Origin of the sequence: Sphingorhabdus arenilitoris (assembly GCF_042651485.1) — a bacterium.
GTDB classification, from domain to species: Bacteria; Pseudomonadota; Alphaproteobacteria; order Sphingomonadales; family Sphingomonadaceae; genus Sphingorhabdus_B; species Sphingorhabdus_B arenilitoris.
Window position 1 is genome coordinate 1,399,957 of the sequence record NZ_JBHSDH010000013.1, and the last position, 17,836, is coordinate 1,417,792.

At 53.3% G+C, this 17,836-nt stretch carries 18 protein-coding genes; 9 read left to right on the top strand and 9 right to left on the bottom strand.

Annotated elements, in window-relative coordinates; all coding sequences use genetic code 11:
* Positions 1–8 precede the first annotated feature (8 nt).
* Complete coding sequence (locus ACFOWX_RS10895) at positions 9–1,676, bottom strand: hypothetical protein (protein WP_381424002.1); 1,668 nt, start codon at positions 1,674–1,676, stop codon at positions 9–11.
* A 114-nt stretch (positions 1,677–1,790) separates the two neighbouring features.
* Positions 1,791–2,345 carry a (2Fe-2S)-binding protein gene (locus ACFOWX_RS10900; protein WP_381424004.1) on the bottom strand — a complete coding sequence of 185 codons (555 nt, stop codon included), beginning with the start codon at positions 2,343–2,345 and terminating at the stop codon, positions 1,791–1,793.
* A gap of 238 nt (positions 2,346–2,583) precedes the next feature.
* Between ACFOWX_RS10900 and rpsU the strand changes: the two genes are divergently transcribed.
* On the top strand, positions 2,584–2,790 hold the full coding sequence (gene rpsU, locus ACFOWX_RS10905; protein ID WP_381424006.1) for a 30S ribosomal protein S21: 207 nt from the start codon (positions 2,584–2,586) through the stop codon (positions 2,788–2,790).
* Between the two features lie 126 nt (positions 2,791–2,916).
* Positions 2,917–3,597: an FKBP-type peptidyl-prolyl cis-trans isomerase gene (locus tag ACFOWX_RS10910; RefSeq protein ID WP_381424008.1), complete on the top strand. Its 681-nt coding sequence runs from the start codon at positions 2,917–2,919 to the stop codon at positions 3,595–3,597.
* Positions 3,598–3,899: 302 nt separating this feature from the next.
* On the opposite strand, the gene ACFOWX_RS10915 is transcribed toward ACFOWX_RS10910, so the two are convergent.
* Both ACFOWX_RS10915 and ACFOWX_RS10920 read right to left on the bottom strand, forming a co-directional pair.
* Positions 3,900–4,274, bottom strand: a complete 375-nt coding sequence (locus ACFOWX_RS10915) for a GFA family protein (RefSeq protein WP_381424010.1) — start codon at positions 4,272–4,274, stop codon at positions 3,900–3,902.
* On the bottom strand, positions 4,267–5,790 hold the full coding sequence (locus ACFOWX_RS10920; protein WP_381424012.1) for a fumarate hydratase: 1,524 nt from the start codon (positions 5,788–5,790) through the stop codon (positions 4,267–4,269). Before ACFOWX_RS10920 ends, ACFOWX_RS10915 begins: the two co-directional genes overlap by 8 nt.
* Positions 5,791–6,417: 627 nt before the next feature.
* Here ACFOWX_RS10920 and ACFOWX_RS10925 point away from each other — a divergent pair.
* From ACFOWX_RS10925 to ACFOWX_RS10950, 6 genes are all read left to right on the top strand, one after another.
* On the top strand, positions 6,418–8,469 hold the full coding sequence (locus ACFOWX_RS10925; protein WP_381424014.1) for a ribonucleoside-diphosphate reductase subunit alpha: 2,052 nt from the start codon (positions 6,418–6,420) through the stop codon (positions 8,467–8,469).
* 59 nt (positions 8,470–8,528) lie between these two features.
* The gene (locus ACFOWX_RS10930) at positions 8,529–9,578 is read left to right on the top strand and encodes a ribonucleotide-diphosphate reductase subunit beta (RefSeq protein WP_381424016.1); all 1,050 of its coding nucleotides are present in this window, start codon (positions 8,529–8,531) and stop codon (positions 9,576–9,578) included.
* Between the two features lie 4 nt (positions 9,579–9,582).
* Positions 9,583–10,077, top strand: a complete 495-nt coding sequence (locus tag ACFOWX_RS10935) for a Panacea domain-containing protein (protein ID WP_381424018.1) — start codon at positions 9,583–9,585, stop codon at positions 10,075–10,077.
* A 13-nt stretch (positions 10,078–10,090) separates the two neighbouring features.
* A complete protein-coding gene (locus tag ACFOWX_RS10940; RefSeq protein ID WP_381424020.1) occupies positions 10,091–10,786 on the top strand; it encodes a hypothetical protein in 696 nt (231 codons plus the stop codon).
* A 204-nt stretch (positions 10,787–10,990) separates the two neighbouring features.
* Positions 10,991–11,944 carry a DNA cytosine methyltransferase gene (locus tag ACFOWX_RS10945; protein ID WP_381424022.1) on the top strand — a complete coding sequence of 318 codons (954 nt, stop codon included), beginning with the start codon at positions 10,991–10,993 and terminating at the stop codon, positions 11,942–11,944.
* Positions 11,944–12,789, top strand: a complete 846-nt coding sequence (locus ACFOWX_RS10950) for an NgoMIV family type II restriction endonuclease (protein ID WP_381424024.1) — start codon at positions 11,944–11,946, stop codon at positions 12,787–12,789. Before ACFOWX_RS10945 ends, ACFOWX_RS10950 begins: the two co-directional genes overlap by 1 nt.
* A 220-nt stretch (positions 12,790–13,009) precedes the next feature.
* Here the strand turns inward: ACFOWX_RS10950 and ACFOWX_RS10955 are convergent, their stop codons facing one another.
* Complete coding sequence (locus tag ACFOWX_RS10955; RefSeq protein WP_381424026.1) at positions 13,010–13,474, bottom strand: hypothetical protein; 465 nt, start codon at positions 13,472–13,474, stop codon at positions 13,010–13,012.
* Between the two features lie 19 nt (positions 13,475–13,493).
* Positions 13,494–13,910, bottom strand: a complete 417-nt coding sequence (locus ACFOWX_RS10960) for a hypothetical protein (RefSeq protein ID WP_381424028.1) — start codon at positions 13,908–13,910, stop codon at positions 13,494–13,496.
* 70 nt (positions 13,911–13,980) lie between these two features.
* Here ACFOWX_RS10960 and ACFOWX_RS10965 point away from each other — a divergent pair, with 70 nt between their 5' ends.
* Positions 13,981–14,535, top strand: coding sequence for a TetR family transcriptional regulator (locus ACFOWX_RS10965; RefSeq protein WP_381424030.1), 555 nt, complete (start codon positions 13,981–13,983; stop codon positions 14,533–14,535).
* A gap of 55 nt (positions 14,536–14,590) precedes the next feature.
* Here the strand turns inward: ACFOWX_RS10965 and ACFOWX_RS10970 are convergent, their stop codons facing one another.
* The 3 genes from ACFOWX_RS10970 to ACFOWX_RS10980 form a co-directional block, all read right to left on the bottom strand.
* On the bottom strand, positions 14,591–15,022 hold the full coding sequence (locus ACFOWX_RS10970) for an acyl-CoA thioesterase (RefSeq protein ID WP_381424032.1): 432 nt from the start codon (positions 15,020–15,022) through the stop codon (positions 14,591–14,593).
* Positions 15,023–15,103: 81 nt separating this feature from the next.
* Entirely contained in the window at positions 15,104–16,258 is a 1,155-nt protein-coding gene (locus ACFOWX_RS10975; protein WP_381424034.1) for an acyl-CoA dehydrogenase family protein, read from the bottom strand.
* A 150-nt stretch (positions 16,259–16,408) separates the two neighbouring features.
* Positions 16,409–17,833 (bottom strand): spinster family MFS transporter, encoded by a 1,425-nt coding sequence (locus ACFOWX_RS10980; protein WP_381424036.1) that lies wholly within the window; start codon positions 17,831–17,833, stop codon positions 16,409–16,411.
* Positions 17,834–17,836 lie beyond the last annotated feature (3 nt).

Consider the following 17,836-nt stretch of genomic DNA (forward strand, 5'->3'; position numbering starts at 1 on the left):
TTCTCCCGTCATCCTGTCACCGTCAGATTATAACATGCGTTGTCGCCCGTTGGATCGCCGTTTATATTCACAAAGCTTGCGACCGCGATGATAAAGTTACCGGCGGGAAGGGACAATGTCTGCGTTTCCGATGTACCAGCACTAACATCCCGGCGCGTCACCTGCACACCACGGTTAAAAATCTGAAACAGCGGATCGGTGGTGGCCGCATTTGGACCGCTGGAGGCCGTGACGGTTACTGTCACATTTCGGGCGGTCGGGTTATTCAACCTGGCAAAATCATAATTGCCCAGCCGATTTCTGGTGCCAGCCGCATTTGTCGAACACACCGTCACTGGCCCGCCGCCGACGGAGACATTTTTATAGAAGGGCAGAATGGCTGCAATGCCGCCATTATTTGTCTCACCTGACATATCGGCATTGCGGCTGCCGATTGACTGCTGTGCTATCAAAGCGTCGAGGGAGCCTCCGCTGACCCCGGGTTGGGCCGACAAGGCGCCCAAATAGCTGTGCAGGTTGGTTATTAACGGAGTGCTCTGATAATCGGCACTGCGAAATGCCCGGTAAATGGGGCCAAAGCCTGCCGAGATATTGTCCGAGCCGTCTGAATTGCTGTCATAGACGTCATACAGGATGGACCCTACTGAACCTTCGTTAAACCATCCGGTTGGGCTGTAGGTATTATCTTCGACATTTACCTCAAAACCGTTGGCCTGCCGCGCGCCAAAACTATCTCGATATTCAGGATCGTCTAAGATCATCCCGGAAAATGCGTTGCCAAATCCTTCACCAAAGGCCAGCCGCGGGTCCAGCGCAAAGCTGTCATTGTGACTACCGCCGATCGAATCGGAACGGGACAAAGTATTTTCGAAATAATGGCCAAATTCATGCACGATAACATGGGCATCATATTCATCTGAATCATTATCAGCCGCGCCAAGAATAGAAATTAACGGCCCCGGAAACCCAGCCTGCCCGGTATCCGAGAAAAAGGATGTTCCAACATCCCCATTGGCGAAATCGCCGCTCGCAGGGCGGTTATTCACGCTCCAATAAATATCGAGCGGGGTGAACGCGACGCTGCTGTCCACGGCGATGATGTCGCGAACAGCTTCAAAGACCGAATCCGAAATGGCAAACGGCCCGGCCGCCCGTGTTCCGGTATAGGATGTGCCGCCCCAGCCGGATGCTGCATTCAAGTTGCGGGTCGAATTGGCACTACCCGAAGTTGTTAGGCTACCCGCCAGAATATATGGCGCACGGTTATTGGTATTATCGAGAATTTCTATATTGTAAGTCGCGCCGCTGGTGCTGAGCAATTGCGCCCGAACGCGAACGCGAACCTGCGTACCGGCGGGCACCGATAGGCTGTATCGTCCCGTCAAATCGGTCGAACCTGTCGCGATAATGGTGCCAGCCGCGTCGGCGGCTTCGACGACATGATTGCGGATTGGCGACTGAACGATGGCGTTATAATTTAGCGCATTGGTAACAGCGCTGTGCGGGACCCGGTCAAAGGTCGCAACCCCCGAAATAGTAACATTGCCAGTAGGAGGCGGTGGTGGGGGCGGAGGTGGCGGTGGTGGGGGCGGAGGTGGCGGCACAGCAACTGGAGGCGTTGAACCACTCCCACCGCCTCCGCCGCAGCCTGCCACAGCGGCCGCAGCCAAGCACAAATAAATTATCGGCTTGTTATTTTTCCCCAACATACAACGACCCTCTTTTGCGTTTGACGGCAGCGTAAATGCCAACACTGTTTCGAACAAGAGTAATTATCGCGAGGATATAAGTTAGATTTTGTTTTTGTCCGATATAGTCATCGCGGGAACAGCCCTTGCCGCGTCTTCGGGCGTGATGCCCGGCGGCGGTGCAGCGGCTGGGGCGCGGGCCTCACCCCGGGCAATCCGCGCGGCTTGCTTTATCGCATCGCGCAGCCGGGGATATACACCGCAGCGGCAGATATTCGTTATGGCCGCGTCTATATCCGCATCCACTGGATTGGGATTGGATTTGAGCAATGCCTGCGCCGCCATCACGATGCCGGGCGTGCAAAATCCGCACTGGATCGCGCCCGATGCCACCATTGCCTGCTGCACCGGATGGCTCCGGTCACGGCTTAAGCCCTCGATCGTTGTTACAAACCGCCCCTCGGCTTCGGCAATAGTGACAAGGCAGCTTCGGATTGCTTCGCCGTCAATATCCACCATGCAAGCACCGCAATCACCCGCGCCGCATCCAAATTTGGTGCCGGTTAAATTGGCGGCATCGCGAAGCGCCCATAAAAGCGGCGTTTGCGGATCCATGTTGAATTGCACCGGGCGTTCATTGACAGTGAATTTGGTCATATGGTGTATGTCGCTACAGCGGCGCAATGCGGTTGGCAAGCTGCTGCAAAACAGTCGCACTAGCCCGCCAAAGCTTGCCAAATGCGGGCTTTTCCTGCTATAAACACTTGATATTGGTTGAGAGCGCGGTTAATGCCCCGCTCAACAGGCCGCATTTTTCGCGGCATTTTTTATTTTTTCCGCAGATTTACGGGACTTTACCACCCGCTGCACCGAATCGTTTGGAGTGAAGTTTTTTATGCAAATCATGGTACGCGATAACAATGTAGACCAAGCCCTACGCGCTTTGAAAAAGAAATTGCAGCGGGAAGGCGTTTATCGCGAGATGAAATTGCGTCGTCATTTTGAAAAGCCTTCGGAAAAGCGCGCTCGGGAAAAAGCCGCCGCTGTCCGCCGCGCCCGCAAGATGGAGCGCAAGCAGCAAGAGCGTGACGGCGTAAAGTAAGCTGTCATTCTGGATAAAAAACAGAGCGCCTTTGATCGGCGCTCTTTTTTTGTCCGCATTCCCTGTCTATAGCTGCTGAGCATTAGCCCGGTAAACACAACCGCTTCACATAATAGGAAATAGCTCATGTCCGTCACCACCGTTCCAATCCGCCCGATTGCCAAAGGCTCGCTGACCAAATATTGGGTCGGCATTGCGCTTGTCCTGATCGCGGCAGGCGCGCTGGCATGGTTCGGCACGTCGGATGTCCGCAGCAAATATCAAAGCAACGAAGCCTTTTTGGCGAGCAATGGCAAAACGTCCGGTGTAGAAACCACCAAATCGGGCCTGCAATTCCAAACCATTCGCGCAGGCGAAGGTAAATCACCCACCGATACCGATGTGACCCTGATCGCCTATAAAGGAACGCTGCGCGACGGCACCGTATTTGATCAGAATGAACAAGCGCCGCTGCCCGTCAATGGCGTGGTTCCTGGTTTTTCCGAAGCGCTTAAAAAAATGCAAAAGGGCGGCAAATATAAAGTCTGGATCCCATCGGCGCTCGGCTATGGTCCCGATGACCGGACCAACCCCCAAACCGGTGAAGTCATTATGCCGGGCGACAGCGTGTTAATCTTCGAAATTGAGCTGAAAGATTTTATCAGCCAAGAAGAGTTCCAAAAAGGCATGGCGCAGATGCGTGAACAACAAGAAGCCGCACAAAAAGCGGGCGGCGGTGCGGGCGCGGGCGCGGGCGCGAGCCAAGGTATTCCTCCGGAAATCCAAGCCCAATTAGAAGCGCAAATGCGCGGCCAGCAGGCACAATAATCGCGGTAGCTTATCGGCAGGGTTCGAGCAATCGCACCGGAGCTCTGATTTACGGGAAGGCGCGCACTCAATTCTTCAGTGCACGCCTTATCCTTGCATTGGCCGCGCATCCACTGTCTTTGCCAGATAATCCAATATATCCTGAGGTGCGCCGGTTTGAGTGAGCGGCTTTGGTTTCTTCTGACCCCGCATTTTTCAATATGGTCGCCAATTTTACCGGGTCATGCGGCGAAAACAACCGGACCGGCAGGGTTAGGCTATTGGGGCCCTTTGCTTTTACCCTATCGGCCATCTGTTATTATTCACTCCTGCGGGACATTATCGGCAATGTCATAATAATCGCCCTTGTCGGCGGTGAAAATATGCACGTGCAGCTTTGTCCCCGTCGGCGGATCAAACGCGCCCATGGCAACGGCGATGCGGGGATGGTGGATAGGGTCCCAGAACAGCACCGAGCCGCAATTTTTGCAAAAGCCACGCCGCACCTTTTCGGATGACGCATACCAGCTGATATGCTCCTGCCCCGAAATGCTAATCCGCTCCTCCGGCACATCGGTGGAGGCCCAAACATGCCCCGATTGTTTGCGGCATTGCGAACAGTGGCAGGCATCGGGCGGCGCAAGATCGCCTGCAACGGTAAAGTTAACCGCACCGCACAGGCAGGAGCCTTTATGCATCGCTCAACAAACCCTCATCGGCGATCTTCTTCTGCCACATCGCGGGCGCGAGTTGGTGCACATTATGGCCTTCGCTATCGACCGCGACCGTGACAGGGAAATCCTGCACTTCAAATTCGTAAATCGCCTCCATGCCCAAATCTTCGAAACCGACGACCTTGCTGCCCTTGATCGCGCGGGACACGAGGTAAGCCGCCCCGCCGACCGCCATCAAATAGGCGCTTTTGCCTTCGCGGATTGCATTTGTCGCGTCTGGCCCGCGTTCGGCCTTACCCACCATCGCCAACAGGCCTTGATCCAGCATCATGCGCGTGAATTTGTCCATCCGTGTCGCCGTGGTGGGACCAGCAGGACCGACGATTTCCTCGCCCACCGGGTCAACCGGGCCGACATAGTAAATCACTCGGCCCTTGAACGAAACGGGCAAATCCTCCCCTTTGGCCAGCATATCGGCAATGCGTTTATGCGCAGCATCGCGTCCGGTAAGCATTTTTCCCGACAGAAGCAGCCGGTCGCCCTGTTTCCAGCTTTGCACTTCTGCACGGGTCAGAATGTCGAGATTGACCCGCTTTGCACTGGCATCGGGTGTCCAATGCACATCGGGCCATTGTGATAGGTCTGGCTGTTCCAGATACGCAGGGCCGCTGCCGTCCAGCGTGAAATGCGCGTGGCGCGTGGCGGCGCAATTGGGGATCATCGCCACGGGCTTATTCGCCGCATGGCAGGGGTAATCGAGGATTTTGACATCCAATATGGTGGACAGCCCGCCCAGCCCCTGCGCGCCCACACCCATCGCATTGACGGCGTCAAAGATGTCGATGCGCAGCTGTTCCAGATCATTTTTCGCGCCGCGTGCTTTTAATTGGCCCATATCAATCGGCTGCATCAGGCTTTCTTTGGCCAGCCGCATGGAATGTTCGGCCGTGCCGCCAATGCCAATTCCCAACATTCCGGGCGGGCACCAACCTGCGCCCATTTGTGGGATCATTTCCTTCACCCATTCCACGATATTATCGGACGGGTTCATCATCTTAAATTTGCTCTTCGCCTCGCTACCGCCGCCCTTTGCTGCGACATCGATGCTGACGGTTTGTCCGGGCACCATTTCCACCGACAAAACCGACGGCGTATTGTCCTTGGTGTTGCGGCGGGTAAAGGCAGGGTCCGCCAAAACGGACGCGCGCAGTTTATTTTCGGGGTGCAGATACGCGCGGCGCACCCCATCATCGACTATATCCTGCAAGCTGCGCGACCGATTGTCGAGCTGACAATCCATACCCCATTTGATGAAGACATTGACGATACCGGTATCCTGACAGATCGGCCGGTGGCCTTCGGCGCACATCCGGCTGTTGGTCAAAATCTGCGCTATAGCATCTTTTGCCGCAGGGCCTTGTTCCGCCTCATACGCCTCGCCTAACGCGCGAATATAATCCATCGGGTGATAATAGCTGATAAATTGCAGCGCATCGGCGATGCTTTCAATCAGGTCGGATTCGGTGATGGTGACGGTCATGAACGGGCCTTCAAATTAGGAGAGTCGGTTGCCCACTGTCATATCAATCGCGGCGACCTTGTCCAGAATTTGAATTTTCCACAGATAAATTCCAGATTGCCGGATAAGGTTAGATCCGAAACAGCCGTCCCCCATATTTAGTAGGCATTGTGCGTGCAAGCGGCCATGGACGGTGGGCTGGGCCGAAAAAATTCATTATCTCCGTTTTGGGCCTTGCATATCGTTGCAGCCATAGAAACTCCACGCGTCGCTGCACTGCAACATAAATTTGTCTGCGATGAGTGGAATCAGAATAGCGACGAACCGAATGGTGAATTAACCATTTACCCTCTTGCGTTTCAAAATGAATGAGGCACTATAGGTAGCGGTTGGCCACAGGGGGCATACCTACAAATTGTGTTATAGCGCTGCAGAAGGTGATTCTGTAGTCAAGCAAATATTCCCGTTGATAAGTGTGGGAAAACATAATTTTGATGCTTCCTGGGCTCGGAAATATGGTAACAGGAGTGTTCGCACTCCGAGTCGAACAAGTAGCGAACATCGCCTTGTCCGACAGGGTCAGAGCAGCGTTGTCCGTTTACCGGACATGCGCCGCCAGAAAAACGGCATTAGGGGAGCGCAAAGAAAATGGATTTCAGAGATAGCGGATCAGGCGAAGGAGCCGATGGTGTGAGCGAAATGTTAATAGCAGAAGAAAAAAATAGCAGCAAAGCAGCCGCTCAAACAGACACAGGTGCGTTGAAGGCAGACGGCCTGATCGATAAAGCAAAATCGGAGCAAAGCGCTGCGGCCTCTGCTGCGCCTGAAAAGCCTGCGCAAAAAGACGACAGCAAAAAAGTCAACGCGCGCCGTTATAAAATCGTAACCGACAGCAGCCGTGACGCATTGCTAACCGAATTTGGCAAGGAAACATTGCAGGACCGCTATTTGCTTCCCGGTGAATCCTATCAGGATTTGTTTGCCCGCGTCGCCGACGCCTATGCCGATGATCAAGGTCATGCCCAGCGGCTATATGATGCTATTAGCCGTTTGTGGTTCATGCCCGCCACCCCGGTTTTGTCCAATGGCGGCACCGGACGCGGCCTCCCGATCAGCTGTTATTTGAACAGCGTGGATGATAGTCTTGGCGGCATCGTTAACACGTGGAATGAAAATGTCTGGCTTGCCTCACGCGGCGGCGGCATTGGCACTTATTGGGGCAGCGTGCGCGGTATTGGTGAGCCGGTTGGCCTGAACGGCAAAACCAGCGGCATCATTCCCTTCGTCCGCGTGATGGACAGCTTGACCCTTGCCATTAGCCAGGGCTCGCTGCGCCGGGGCAGCGCGGCCTGTTATCTTGACGTGCATCATCCCGAAATTGAAGAGTTTCTGGAAATCCGCAAACCTTCGGGCGATTTCAACCGGAAGGCGCTGAACCTCCATCATGGCGTATTGCTTACCGATGAATTTATGGAAGCGGTGCGCGACGGCGCAGAATTCGAACTAAAATCCCCCAAAACCGGCGAAGTGCGCAGCAAGGTTGATGCACGCAGCCTGTTTCAAAAGCTGGTCGAAACCCGGCTGGCCACCGGAGAGCCTTATATTGTCTTCTCCGACACGGTGAACAACAATATGCCCAAACATCACCGCGATTTGGGCCTGAAAGTATCCACGTCTAACCTTTGCAGCGAAATCACATTGCCCACGGGTCGCGACCATTTGGGTGAAGACCGCACCGCCGTATGCTGCCTCTCGTCGCTCAATCTCGAAAAATGGGATGAGTGGAGCGTGGAGAAAGGCTTTATCGAAGATGTGATGCGGATGCTCGATAATGTCCTTCAAGATTTTATCGACCGTGCGCCCGATGAAATGGCCCGCGCCCGTTATTCAGCCAGCCGGGAACGCAGCGTTGGCCTTGGAGTCATGGGTTTCCACAGCTTCTTGCAAGCGCGCGGCCTTGGCTTTGAAAGCGCATTGGCCAAATCGTGGAATATGAAAATCTTCAAACATATCCGCGCGCAAGCCGATGAAGCGTCGATGATGCTGGCCAAGGAACGTGGCCCCTGCCCCGACGCCGCCGATCAAGGCGTGATGGAGCGGTTCAGCTGCAAAATGGCGATTGCGCCCACCGCGTCCATCTCCATCATCTGCGGCGGCACCAGCGCGTGCATTGAACCTATTCCGGCCAATATCTATACGCACAAAACCCTGTCGGGCAGCTTCATCGTGAAAAACCCCTATCTGGAAAAATTGCTGAAGGATAAATCGAAAGACAGCAACAACGTCTGGAACAGCATCCTGGAAAAAGGCGGCAGTGTACAGCATCTTGATTTCCTCTCACCGGAGGAAAAAGACAGCTTCAAAACCAGCTTTGAAATCGACCAACGCTGGCTGATCGAACTGGCCGCCGACCGCACGCCTTATATTGATCAGGCGCAGTCGCTGAACCTGTTCATCCCCGCCGATGTGGAAAAATGGGATCTGTTGATGCTGCATTTCCGCGCATGGGAACTGGGCGTCAAATCGCTCTATTATCTGCGCAGCAAATCGATGCAGCGCGCCGGTTTTGCAGGTAGCGACAATACCGAAGGCCAAGCAGGCGGCGGCGTCGAGGCGGACAATACGCTGGACCCCAAAAAGGTCGAGCTGATGACCACCGCCGGCACCACGGACTATGATGAATGTTTGGCATGTCAGTAATAATTTCGATCAAAATAGTATTTTGATCGAGTTTGAAAGTTTAAGAGGAAGCAGAAAATATGTCATTGTTAGAAGCACGTAAAAGCTATAAGCCGTTTGAATATCCATGGGCTTATGACATGTGGAAACGGCAGCAGCAGATTCACTGGTTGCCCGAAGAAGTGCCGCTGGGTGAAGATTGCCGCGATTGGGCGCAGAAAATCAGCGAGCATGAACGCAACCTGCTGACGCAAATTTTCCGCTTCTTCACGCAAGCCGATATTGAGGTGCAGGATTGCTATCACGAAAAATACGGCATGGTGTTCAAACCTACCGAAGTGAAGATGATGCTCACCGCCTTCTCCAACATGGAAACCGTGCATATCGCCGCTTATTCGCATCTGCTCGACACCATCGGAATGCCCGAAAGCGAATATAGCGCCTTCCTCGAATATGAAGAAATGGCCGACAAGGTGAATTATCTCGACGAATTCGGCATCGACAGCGACGAGGATATCGCCCGCACGCTCGCCATGTTCGGCGGCTTTACCGAAGGGGTTCAGCTGTTCGCTTCCTTTGCCATGTTGATGAATTTCCCACGCTTTAACAAGATGAAGGGCATGGGTCAGATTGTCAGCTGGTCAATCCGGGACGAAAGCCTGCATTGCGAAGGCATCACCAAACTGTTCCACGCCTTTACCAAGGAACGCGATTGCCTGACCAAGGCGGTGAAAGAAGACATTATCGATTGCTGCCAAAAAGTGGTCCGTCTGGAGGACCGCTTCATCGATCTCGCCTTCGAAATGGGCCCCGTTCCCGGCATGACCGCCAAAGAAATTAAACGGTATATCCGCTATATTGCCGATTGGCGCCTGCAAGGGCTGGGCCTGCAACCTGTTTATATGGTGGAGGATCACCCGCTGCCATGGCTCGCACCGCTGATCAACGGGGTGGAACACGCCAACTTCTTCGAAACCCGCGCCACCGAATATTCCAAAGCCTCCACCCGTGGCAATTGGGGCGAAGTATGGGGCAGCTTCGACAAGCGCAAAAAGAAAGTAGCCAACGACGCCGCCACCGACGACGATGGCGCAGATATGTTCGAAGCGGCAGGGGTTGCGGCGGAGTGAGAAAGTGACTTCCCCTTCAACATACAGCGTAAAAGAGGTTGCTAACTGGATTTTAGATTTCTGCGAAAATCATGGGGAGCGGCCGACCAACATGGCTTTAAATAAGCTTATATATTTTGCTTATGAATATGCTCTTTTGAAAGAGAGTAGAAAGCTTACTCTAGCAAAAATTGAGGCATGGGATCATGGTCCTGTATTTAGGGAAGTATATTCTGCATTCAAAAAATTTGGCGCAGATCCAATCACAGACCGTGCAACTCGGTACAATACCGAAACAAATAGTGTGGAAAACGTGAATCCTACTATTGAGCTTTCTGACCAAGCTATCATAGTTGAGGCGATCGAACCTTTGATTCGACTCCCTGCCTTTATTCTTCGTGAAATGTCACACGACTTGGGTGGCGCATGGTCAAAAGTTTGGAACCATAAAAGCTCTTCAAATCCAGGAATGGAGATTTCTGACGAATTGATCTTAGAAAGTAAGATGACATCTAGATAGTAAGGTAAAGCAAATGAAAAAGTCTCTCCCAAAATTGCTTAAAAAGCTAAGCAGGCCTCCAGCAGTTCACAACTGGGTAAAAAACATTCGCCCGAGACGGGATGCTACTGCATTTGCCTTACATAATTTCGCAATCAACCCACCAAGAACGAGCTTGCTTTCTACAGTGAGCATATGCGTGGCAATTGTCGTTGATGGCATTTCAATCACACAAGCTCTCAAGTGCTCAGACAGCATCAAAGACCCTGCTGCACAGCAACGAGCAAAATGGATTCTCAAAGCATTTCACTCTGAGAAAGAGCGTAAAGGTTGGGCCGGTATCCAAATCTTCAGGGACATGATAGAGTTCTTCCCGGTTTCTGCCGGCGTTCGGGTACCAGTAAAACCGACATTTGTAGTGAATGACAACGGCAAGCTTGTTCCTTACTTTTTGATATGTTGGGCTAAAATGGATTTGACGCCGTATCAAAAGAGGATCCTGTCCACATTGATTTCGGAGGCGATTCTCTCGCTTGAGGAGTTTCGAGGTTCTGATGCGGTAATAATCTGCACCCCAGTTGCCGCTTATTCTAAAAATGAGCGAAGCATTCAAACGTGGAAAGCAAGCGGTTGGCCAGTGTTAAACGATGAGGAAAAACAAGCTCTATTTGACCGTTATGCAGGTGCAATGGCTGATGCCGAAAAAATGATTATTGAAAGCCTCGGCTAAGGTAAAATTGTTTTTCACTCTCGGAATTCCGGGCACAATGTACTGAATTAACCGCCTGTCTTTGCGCGCCTCAGCGCCCTCTGCGTGAACCAAAATAATCTCGCGCAAAGGCGCAAAGTCACGAAGATTCCTCCGCCATCCCGAACTTCCTTCTTGACGTGAACATTGCAAGAACATAGAAGTTCGCAAAAAGGGAACTTCATCATGCATTCTATCGAATTTTGCGCAGGTGCCGGTGGTCAGGCTCTCGGGTTGGAGCAGGCCGGGTTTCATCACAACGCGCTGGTGGAGATTGACACCGATTGCGCGGCGACGCTGCGGCTCAATCGCCCCGCATGGGATGTGCGCTGCGCCGATATGAATGCGTTTGACGGACGCGAATTTGCTGGAACCGATTTGTTCGCCGGCGGTCTGCCCTGTCCGCCCTTTTCCATCGCGGGAAAGCAGCTGGGCGAAAAAGACGAGCGCAATCTGTTCCCCGCCGCCATCCGCCTTATCGATGAGATCCGTCCACGCGCGATCATGATCGAAAATGTCCGCGGGTTTTTATCGGCGGCCTTTGAGGATTATCGCAACGGGTTGAAGGCACAGCTCGAAAAGCTGGGCTATAAAGCCGACTGGCGTTTGCTCAACGCTTCCGATTATGGCGTCCCGCAGCTGCGCCCCCGGGTTGTGATTGTCGCCCTGCGCCGGGAATATGTCGATGCTTTTGATTGGCCAACAGCACAGCCGCATAATCCGCCCACTGTGGGGGAAACATTGCTGGACCTGATGGCGGCGGGCGGCTGGCGCGGTGCGAAGAAATGGGCGGCGGGCGCAGATGACATCGCGCCTACTATCGTGGGCGGCAGCAAGAAACATGGCGGCCCCGATCTTGGCCCCACCCGCGCGCGCCGCGCTTGGGCCACGCTGGGCGTAGAGGGCAAAAGCCTGTTCAACGAAACCCCCGGCCCCGATTTCGTCGGCACGCCGCGCCTCACCGTGCGTATGGTGGCGCGGCTGCAGGGTTTTCCAGATGACTGGCAATTCCACGGCAGAAAAACCGCCAGCTACCGGCAAGTTGGCAACGCCTTTCCTCCGCCGGTGGCGAGAGCCGTGGCGCATAATTTGAAAATTGCATTGTCGGTACAAAAACATTTTCTTGTACGGGCCGCATAATGGCTGATGCTTGGCTTTCCAAAGCAAGAACGGAATTCCACGCCACCATTTTGCTGGAAACATTGACACAAAACACCAAAGGCGTTCCAAGCAATGCTGACAGTGGCAGCAGAATAAGCGTCGACATTGCTAGCGCGATTTTGGATAGAATTGGAATTGCCAAAACTGCGGGAAAATTACCCGGACAAACTGCCGGTTCAAATTTTGAAGAGATAACTGCTACCTTCGTCAGACTTTGTTTTGAGCAGATGCAACACCTTAGGCCTGGTAACTTTTTTGTAAATAAGGGCGGCGGGATTGCTCAATTCGATCAATATGCTCACCTCGACGACCTTGAGGCAATTGCAAAAACGAACAAACAAATCGCAACTGCTCTAGGTTCAGACTACCTAATAAAGCCAGACATCATCGTAGGACGAATGCCCGAAACCGATCAGACTATAAATAGGAGCATTGTGTTAGTCGATGATCAGACAGCTAAATTGTCAAGCTTAAGAGCGCTTAACAACAATCAGCCAATCCTCCATGCATCGCTCAGCTGTAAATGGACACTTCGAAGCGATCGCGCTCAAAATGCAAGATCTGAAGGTTTAAACCTTGTCAGAAATCGTAAGGGACGCTTGCCTCACATCGCTGTCATTACTGGCGAACCCATGCCGACTCGTATTGCTTCATTAGCTCTCGGCACGGGAGACATAGACTGTGTTTACCATTTTGCCTTACCCGAACTAAGAGACGCACTTCTTGATTTGAGGAGGGAAGACACGCTTGAGTTACTAGATACGATGATAGACGGTAAAAGATTAAGGGACATATCTGATCTACCCTTAGACTTAGTCACATAGCCATCGAAGTAGCATCCAACGCTAAAATTCAGCACGAATTAAGGGCACATAATACCAAACAGTCCCGATCACCAGCCCCGAACTTAACAAAAAGAGTGCGAAGTTTATCAAGGGGACGGGGCCTGCCTGCTGCCTCACCGCTTACGCTGCCGTCTTCAAAATCTTTGCGCCTTTGCGTGAAACCTATTTCCTCGCGCCATAGAAATGCCCGGGTTTAGGCTCAGGACCTATTAAATTGCTTGCATGATTGAGAGAAGGTTGATTTTCCCCGTAGCACTCCGCTCCGCCATATGGGGATGAGGTAGAGCGCCAACAGTACCGTGTTTGACGCGGCATTCAGCGGGTAGCCGAGCGCAATCGAAATGGCGCTGTCGGTGCCATACCAAAACAGGGCGGCTGCGGTGGTCACGCCCCAGATAGGCCGCGCGGTTTCTGGCGATAGCTGCGCTGCTGCTTTAAAAACGGCCATGAAGGTCAATCCCCATCCGGCGGTGACGCAGCCCATCAACCCGATCACAAAACGCATCTGCGTATCAGGTGCTTCGGCAATCGGGCTGCCAACCAAGTCGAAGAATATCCGCGTGAAGCCGCTGGTGGCATCCCATGCGATACCCGCGAGGGCCAAACCAAACAGGACAACGCCCCAGCCCCAGGTGGTTAGCCATTTATGGTATAAATCAGACATCGATACCTCCCTCTAGAAGTTAAGCAGTGAGTAAGAAAAAGCAGACGAAAAGGCAGGTCAGCAACATCCAAACCGAGCTGCCGATTGTGAGTATGGAGACCAAATTTTCCCTTACTCTACTGCTCGAAAACCCCTCACCCGCCATGGGTAACGCCTTGCTGGCCCCAAAATGGGCGGCAAGAGTGATGCCAGTGGTCAGCAGATAAAAGGACATGGTCAATGACCAGCCAACCGGCGCAGCCGCCCAATCGGGCAATCCGAAAAACGGCCAGAAGACCGCGAATATCATCAAGGCTAGGCCCGACTGGACTGCGGTCAAATGCGCCGATAACGCCATTCTGGCATTCCGGAGGCGTGGGATCACCGCGCCGATAATCAGTCCTAGCGTGAAAAGGATAAACCCAGCGTTGCCCAAAATATATGCCGAGTCGTCCATTCCAATACTCCTTTCAACCCCGATTATGTAGCACTTGCTACAATATTGTAGCAGCTGCTACAAGCCTAAAATGAAAAAGACCGAAATGCAGCGCGAGGCGTCGCTTGAGAAAATGGCTGACCATGTGCTTACGGCTGGGCTCAATGCAGCAAGCCTGCGCCCGCTGGCCAAGGCGGCGGGGACGAGCGACCGTATGCTGGTCTATTATTTTGGTGACAAAGCTGGGCTGATGACCGCCATATTGCAGCGGATCGCCGCGCGCACGACTGCCATGATGTTGGCGGGCGGAGCGAATGCGCCGTTGCCGCTGGATGCCTGCATCACCCGGACCATATCCATTTTGGGGCAGGCGGCCTTCACGCCCTATTTGCAGCTTTTCCTGCAAATCGCATCACTGTCCGCGCAAGGCGACCCATTTTACCGGCAAGTGGGCGAGCAGATGGGCCGCGTCTATTTCGAATGGGCCAAGGCGCAGCTGGTTAGCGAAAATGAGAGCGCGCGGGCGCGCGAAGCGGCAATTCTAATGCAGCGGGTGGAAGGCATGGTATTTCTGCGCGCGATTGGCCTTGATGATGTGAATGATTTGGCCGCCGGTACGGACAAGGGCAACGCCCATCCCGCGTGAAAATATTCTAGCTGTTAACGGGCCAGCCTCTCCTGATTGCCGTTCGCCTGCGGGATCAGCGGGTAATGCCGAGCCGTTCAAATTCGCGGCGCAGATCGTCGCTGATCGGGACCGAGCCGCTCGCTTCCGTGAGGACGATTGTGGTCAGGCAGGTGGCCTTGCATTCGCCATCCTGAAATGCGGCGGATGCAATGTCCCAGCTGCTATTGCCGATCCGGCTGATCCCGCTGGCAATGCGCACTGGCTGCGGGAAATGTGCCTCGGCAATATAGTTGATATCGACCGCTGCGATTAACCAGCGTTGCCCCTCGGTCCGGCGCTGCGCCGCGATGCTGTGGTTAAACATTCCCCGGCCATGTTCAAACAGCCCGGCCATCGATACATTGTTGATATGGCCCAGCAGATCGAGGTCGGCAAAGCGGGTTTCGGTCAAATGGCTAAAGGGATAGCTTTCGGGTAGCAATTGCCACGGTTCAGGGCGGGCCATATTTTTACTTTCATCAAAATAAAATCGCCGCCCCCAAACAGATCAGGGGTGGCGACGTCAAGTCAAAGATTGGGTTGCCGGTTACAGGCTGCGTCCGATCAGCTCTTTCATAATCTCGCTGGTACCGCCGAAAATCCGGGTAACGCGGGCACCGCGCCACATTTTGGCAATGGCATACTCATTCATATATCCCGCGCCGCCATGTAATTGCAGGCATTTGTCCATCACTTCCCATTGCAATTCGGTATGCCACAGCTTGGCCGCTGCGCCCTCTTCGGCGGTCAGCTCTTTTTTATAATGGCGGTTCAAGGCCCAATCGAGATGCGCCCAGCCAACTTGCAGCTTTGCCTTAATATCGGCCAAGACAAATTTGGTATTTTGAAAATCAAACACGGTTTTGCCAAACGCTTTGCGTTCTTTCACGAAGGCGACGGTTTCGTCGAACGCCTTTTGCGTCGATGCCATGGCCGATACGGCGATGGACAGACGTTCCTGCGGCAATTCGCTCATCAAATAGATGAAGCCTTTGCCCTCTTCGCCAAGACAATTGGTCATCGGCACACGGACATCTTCGAAAAATAACTCCGATGTATCGGCTTCATCCATGCCGATTTTGTCGAGGTTGCGGCCGCGCTTAAAACCTTCGCGTTCCGCCTCCACCAGGATAATCGAAACGCCCTTCCAAGCGGGCTGAACTTCGGTGTCGGTTTTGGCGCAGACCAATATCAGGTCGGCATTCTGCCCATTGGTGATATAGGTTTTGCTGCCGTTGATGACATAGTGATTGCCGTCTTTTTTGGCCGTGGTCGTCATGCTTTGCAGGTCGGATCCCGTGCCAGGCTCAGTCATGGCGATGGCGGTTACTACCTCGCCCGACACCAATTTGGGCAGCCAATGTTTCTTCTGCTCTTCGCTGCCATAGCTGACGAGATAATTGACCACGATATCGCTTTGCAGCGAAAATCCAGTGGCCGCACCGCCATAGTAGCTGCTTTCTTCGTCAACGATGGCGTTATAACCGAAATCGAGACCTAGACCGCCATATTCCTCCGGCACAGTCGGGCATAACATCCCCAATTCCCCTGCCTTGGGCCAGATAGATTTGGGGACAATTTTTTCTTCCTGCCATTTCGCGGCATTGGGAGCGATTTCATTTTCCATAAATTGCCGCACGGTGCGGCGAAACGCTTCATGATCTTCGTTATAGGCACTGCGGGGGATGCTATCCAATGACATGGCTATTCTCCTATTGAGCTGAATTTTTATCGGCAATTGACAGCTTGTTTACGCGAACGTCAAGTTGTTTTTTAATCGCACGATTAAATTCATGCAATGCCAGTAAAATCCTTATGCCGCGCCATTACGGTTTGGCGGAAAAACGCGCCGTCAATTCATTTTGGCAACCATGTCTTTGTGCAAAGTTTTCGATGTCATCAGATATACGAGCCCGGCAACGCCGAATAGCAAGGACACCAGCTTAACCGATTGACGCAGACCTTCTGCGCTCATCTGCGAGCAAAATGCGGCTTTGGTCGCGCCCAGATTTTGCAGCAACGTGGCTCCGTCGCCTTTGCACATCGGAATGGTAAGTTCACCCGCAAATTGCGATGAGGCCAGAAACGCCGTTGCATAATGATCACTCAGCAATCCGACCACCAAAGGCCCTGCGCCATAGCCAATGAAATTGACGACGAAGAGCATGATTGCAATCGCCGTCGCGCGTGAACGGGCGCCTACAACACCCTGACAAATCGTATATTGCGCGCCCAAATAGCTATAATGCAGGATTGCAGCTGCAAATAGCAGCCAGAATGCGATGAACGGATCGCTGCTGCCAAATCCGAACCAATAAAAAGGAACGGCGAGGATAAGGCCATATCCGGGCAGCCAGGCCACCGCAGTGCCGAAACGGCCGCTTAATTTTTCGGTGAGGAAACCGCCCAAAAATGTCCCACCTGCCGCAGCGAGGCCAAGAGGTATCAAAAATTGCGTAGCAACCTGCGCTAAGCTGAGATCATAGGCCCTGACAAAAAAAGATGCCTGAAATGACGAAACACCATAGCCGACAAACGCGACTATCGTCGCCGCTGTGACGTTGAGCCAGTAGCTTCTGTTGCCCGCCAGCCGTCCCAAAGTTTCCCCAAATCCACGCGATTCCACTTTGGGCGTTCCCACCGGGTCTGAATAGCCGCGCGGCGGCTCCTTTATCGTGAACCAGACGACGACACCTACCAATATGCCGGGAATACCGAGCAGCAAAAACGCCTCTCTCCATGAAAAGGCCTGCGCAATCGGTCCGCCAAAGGCCGCCGCAAGCACGCTGCCCAACGTCACGCCCATGGCATAAACGGCCAGCGCCCGGGCCCGGCTGCGCGGCGGAAAATAATCGGCGATGATCGAATTGGCCGGCGGCGTCAGCCCCGCCTCACCAATGCCGACCCCGACACGGAAAGCGAGTAGCGCGATAAAGCTGCCCGCAAGACCGCATAGCGCGGTCATCAGCGACCAGATTACGATGCTGATGGCGATGATCTTTACCCGGTTCATTCGTTCCGCAAGCCGGGCGATAGGTATACCAGCAATGGTGTAGAGAAGCGCGAAGCCAAATCCTGATAACAAGCCGAATTGCCAATCTTTCAGGCCAAATTCATTAATGATCGGTTCAGACAGGACCTGAATTAAAATGCGGTCAATGAAGTTGAGGGTGTAGCACAACAACAAGGTGAACAGGACATAATTGCGATAACCCGGCGTGCCAAACGCTTGACCGGTTGAGGTTGATCCCGCTGCTGCTTCCGCGCTGCTGGCCATATT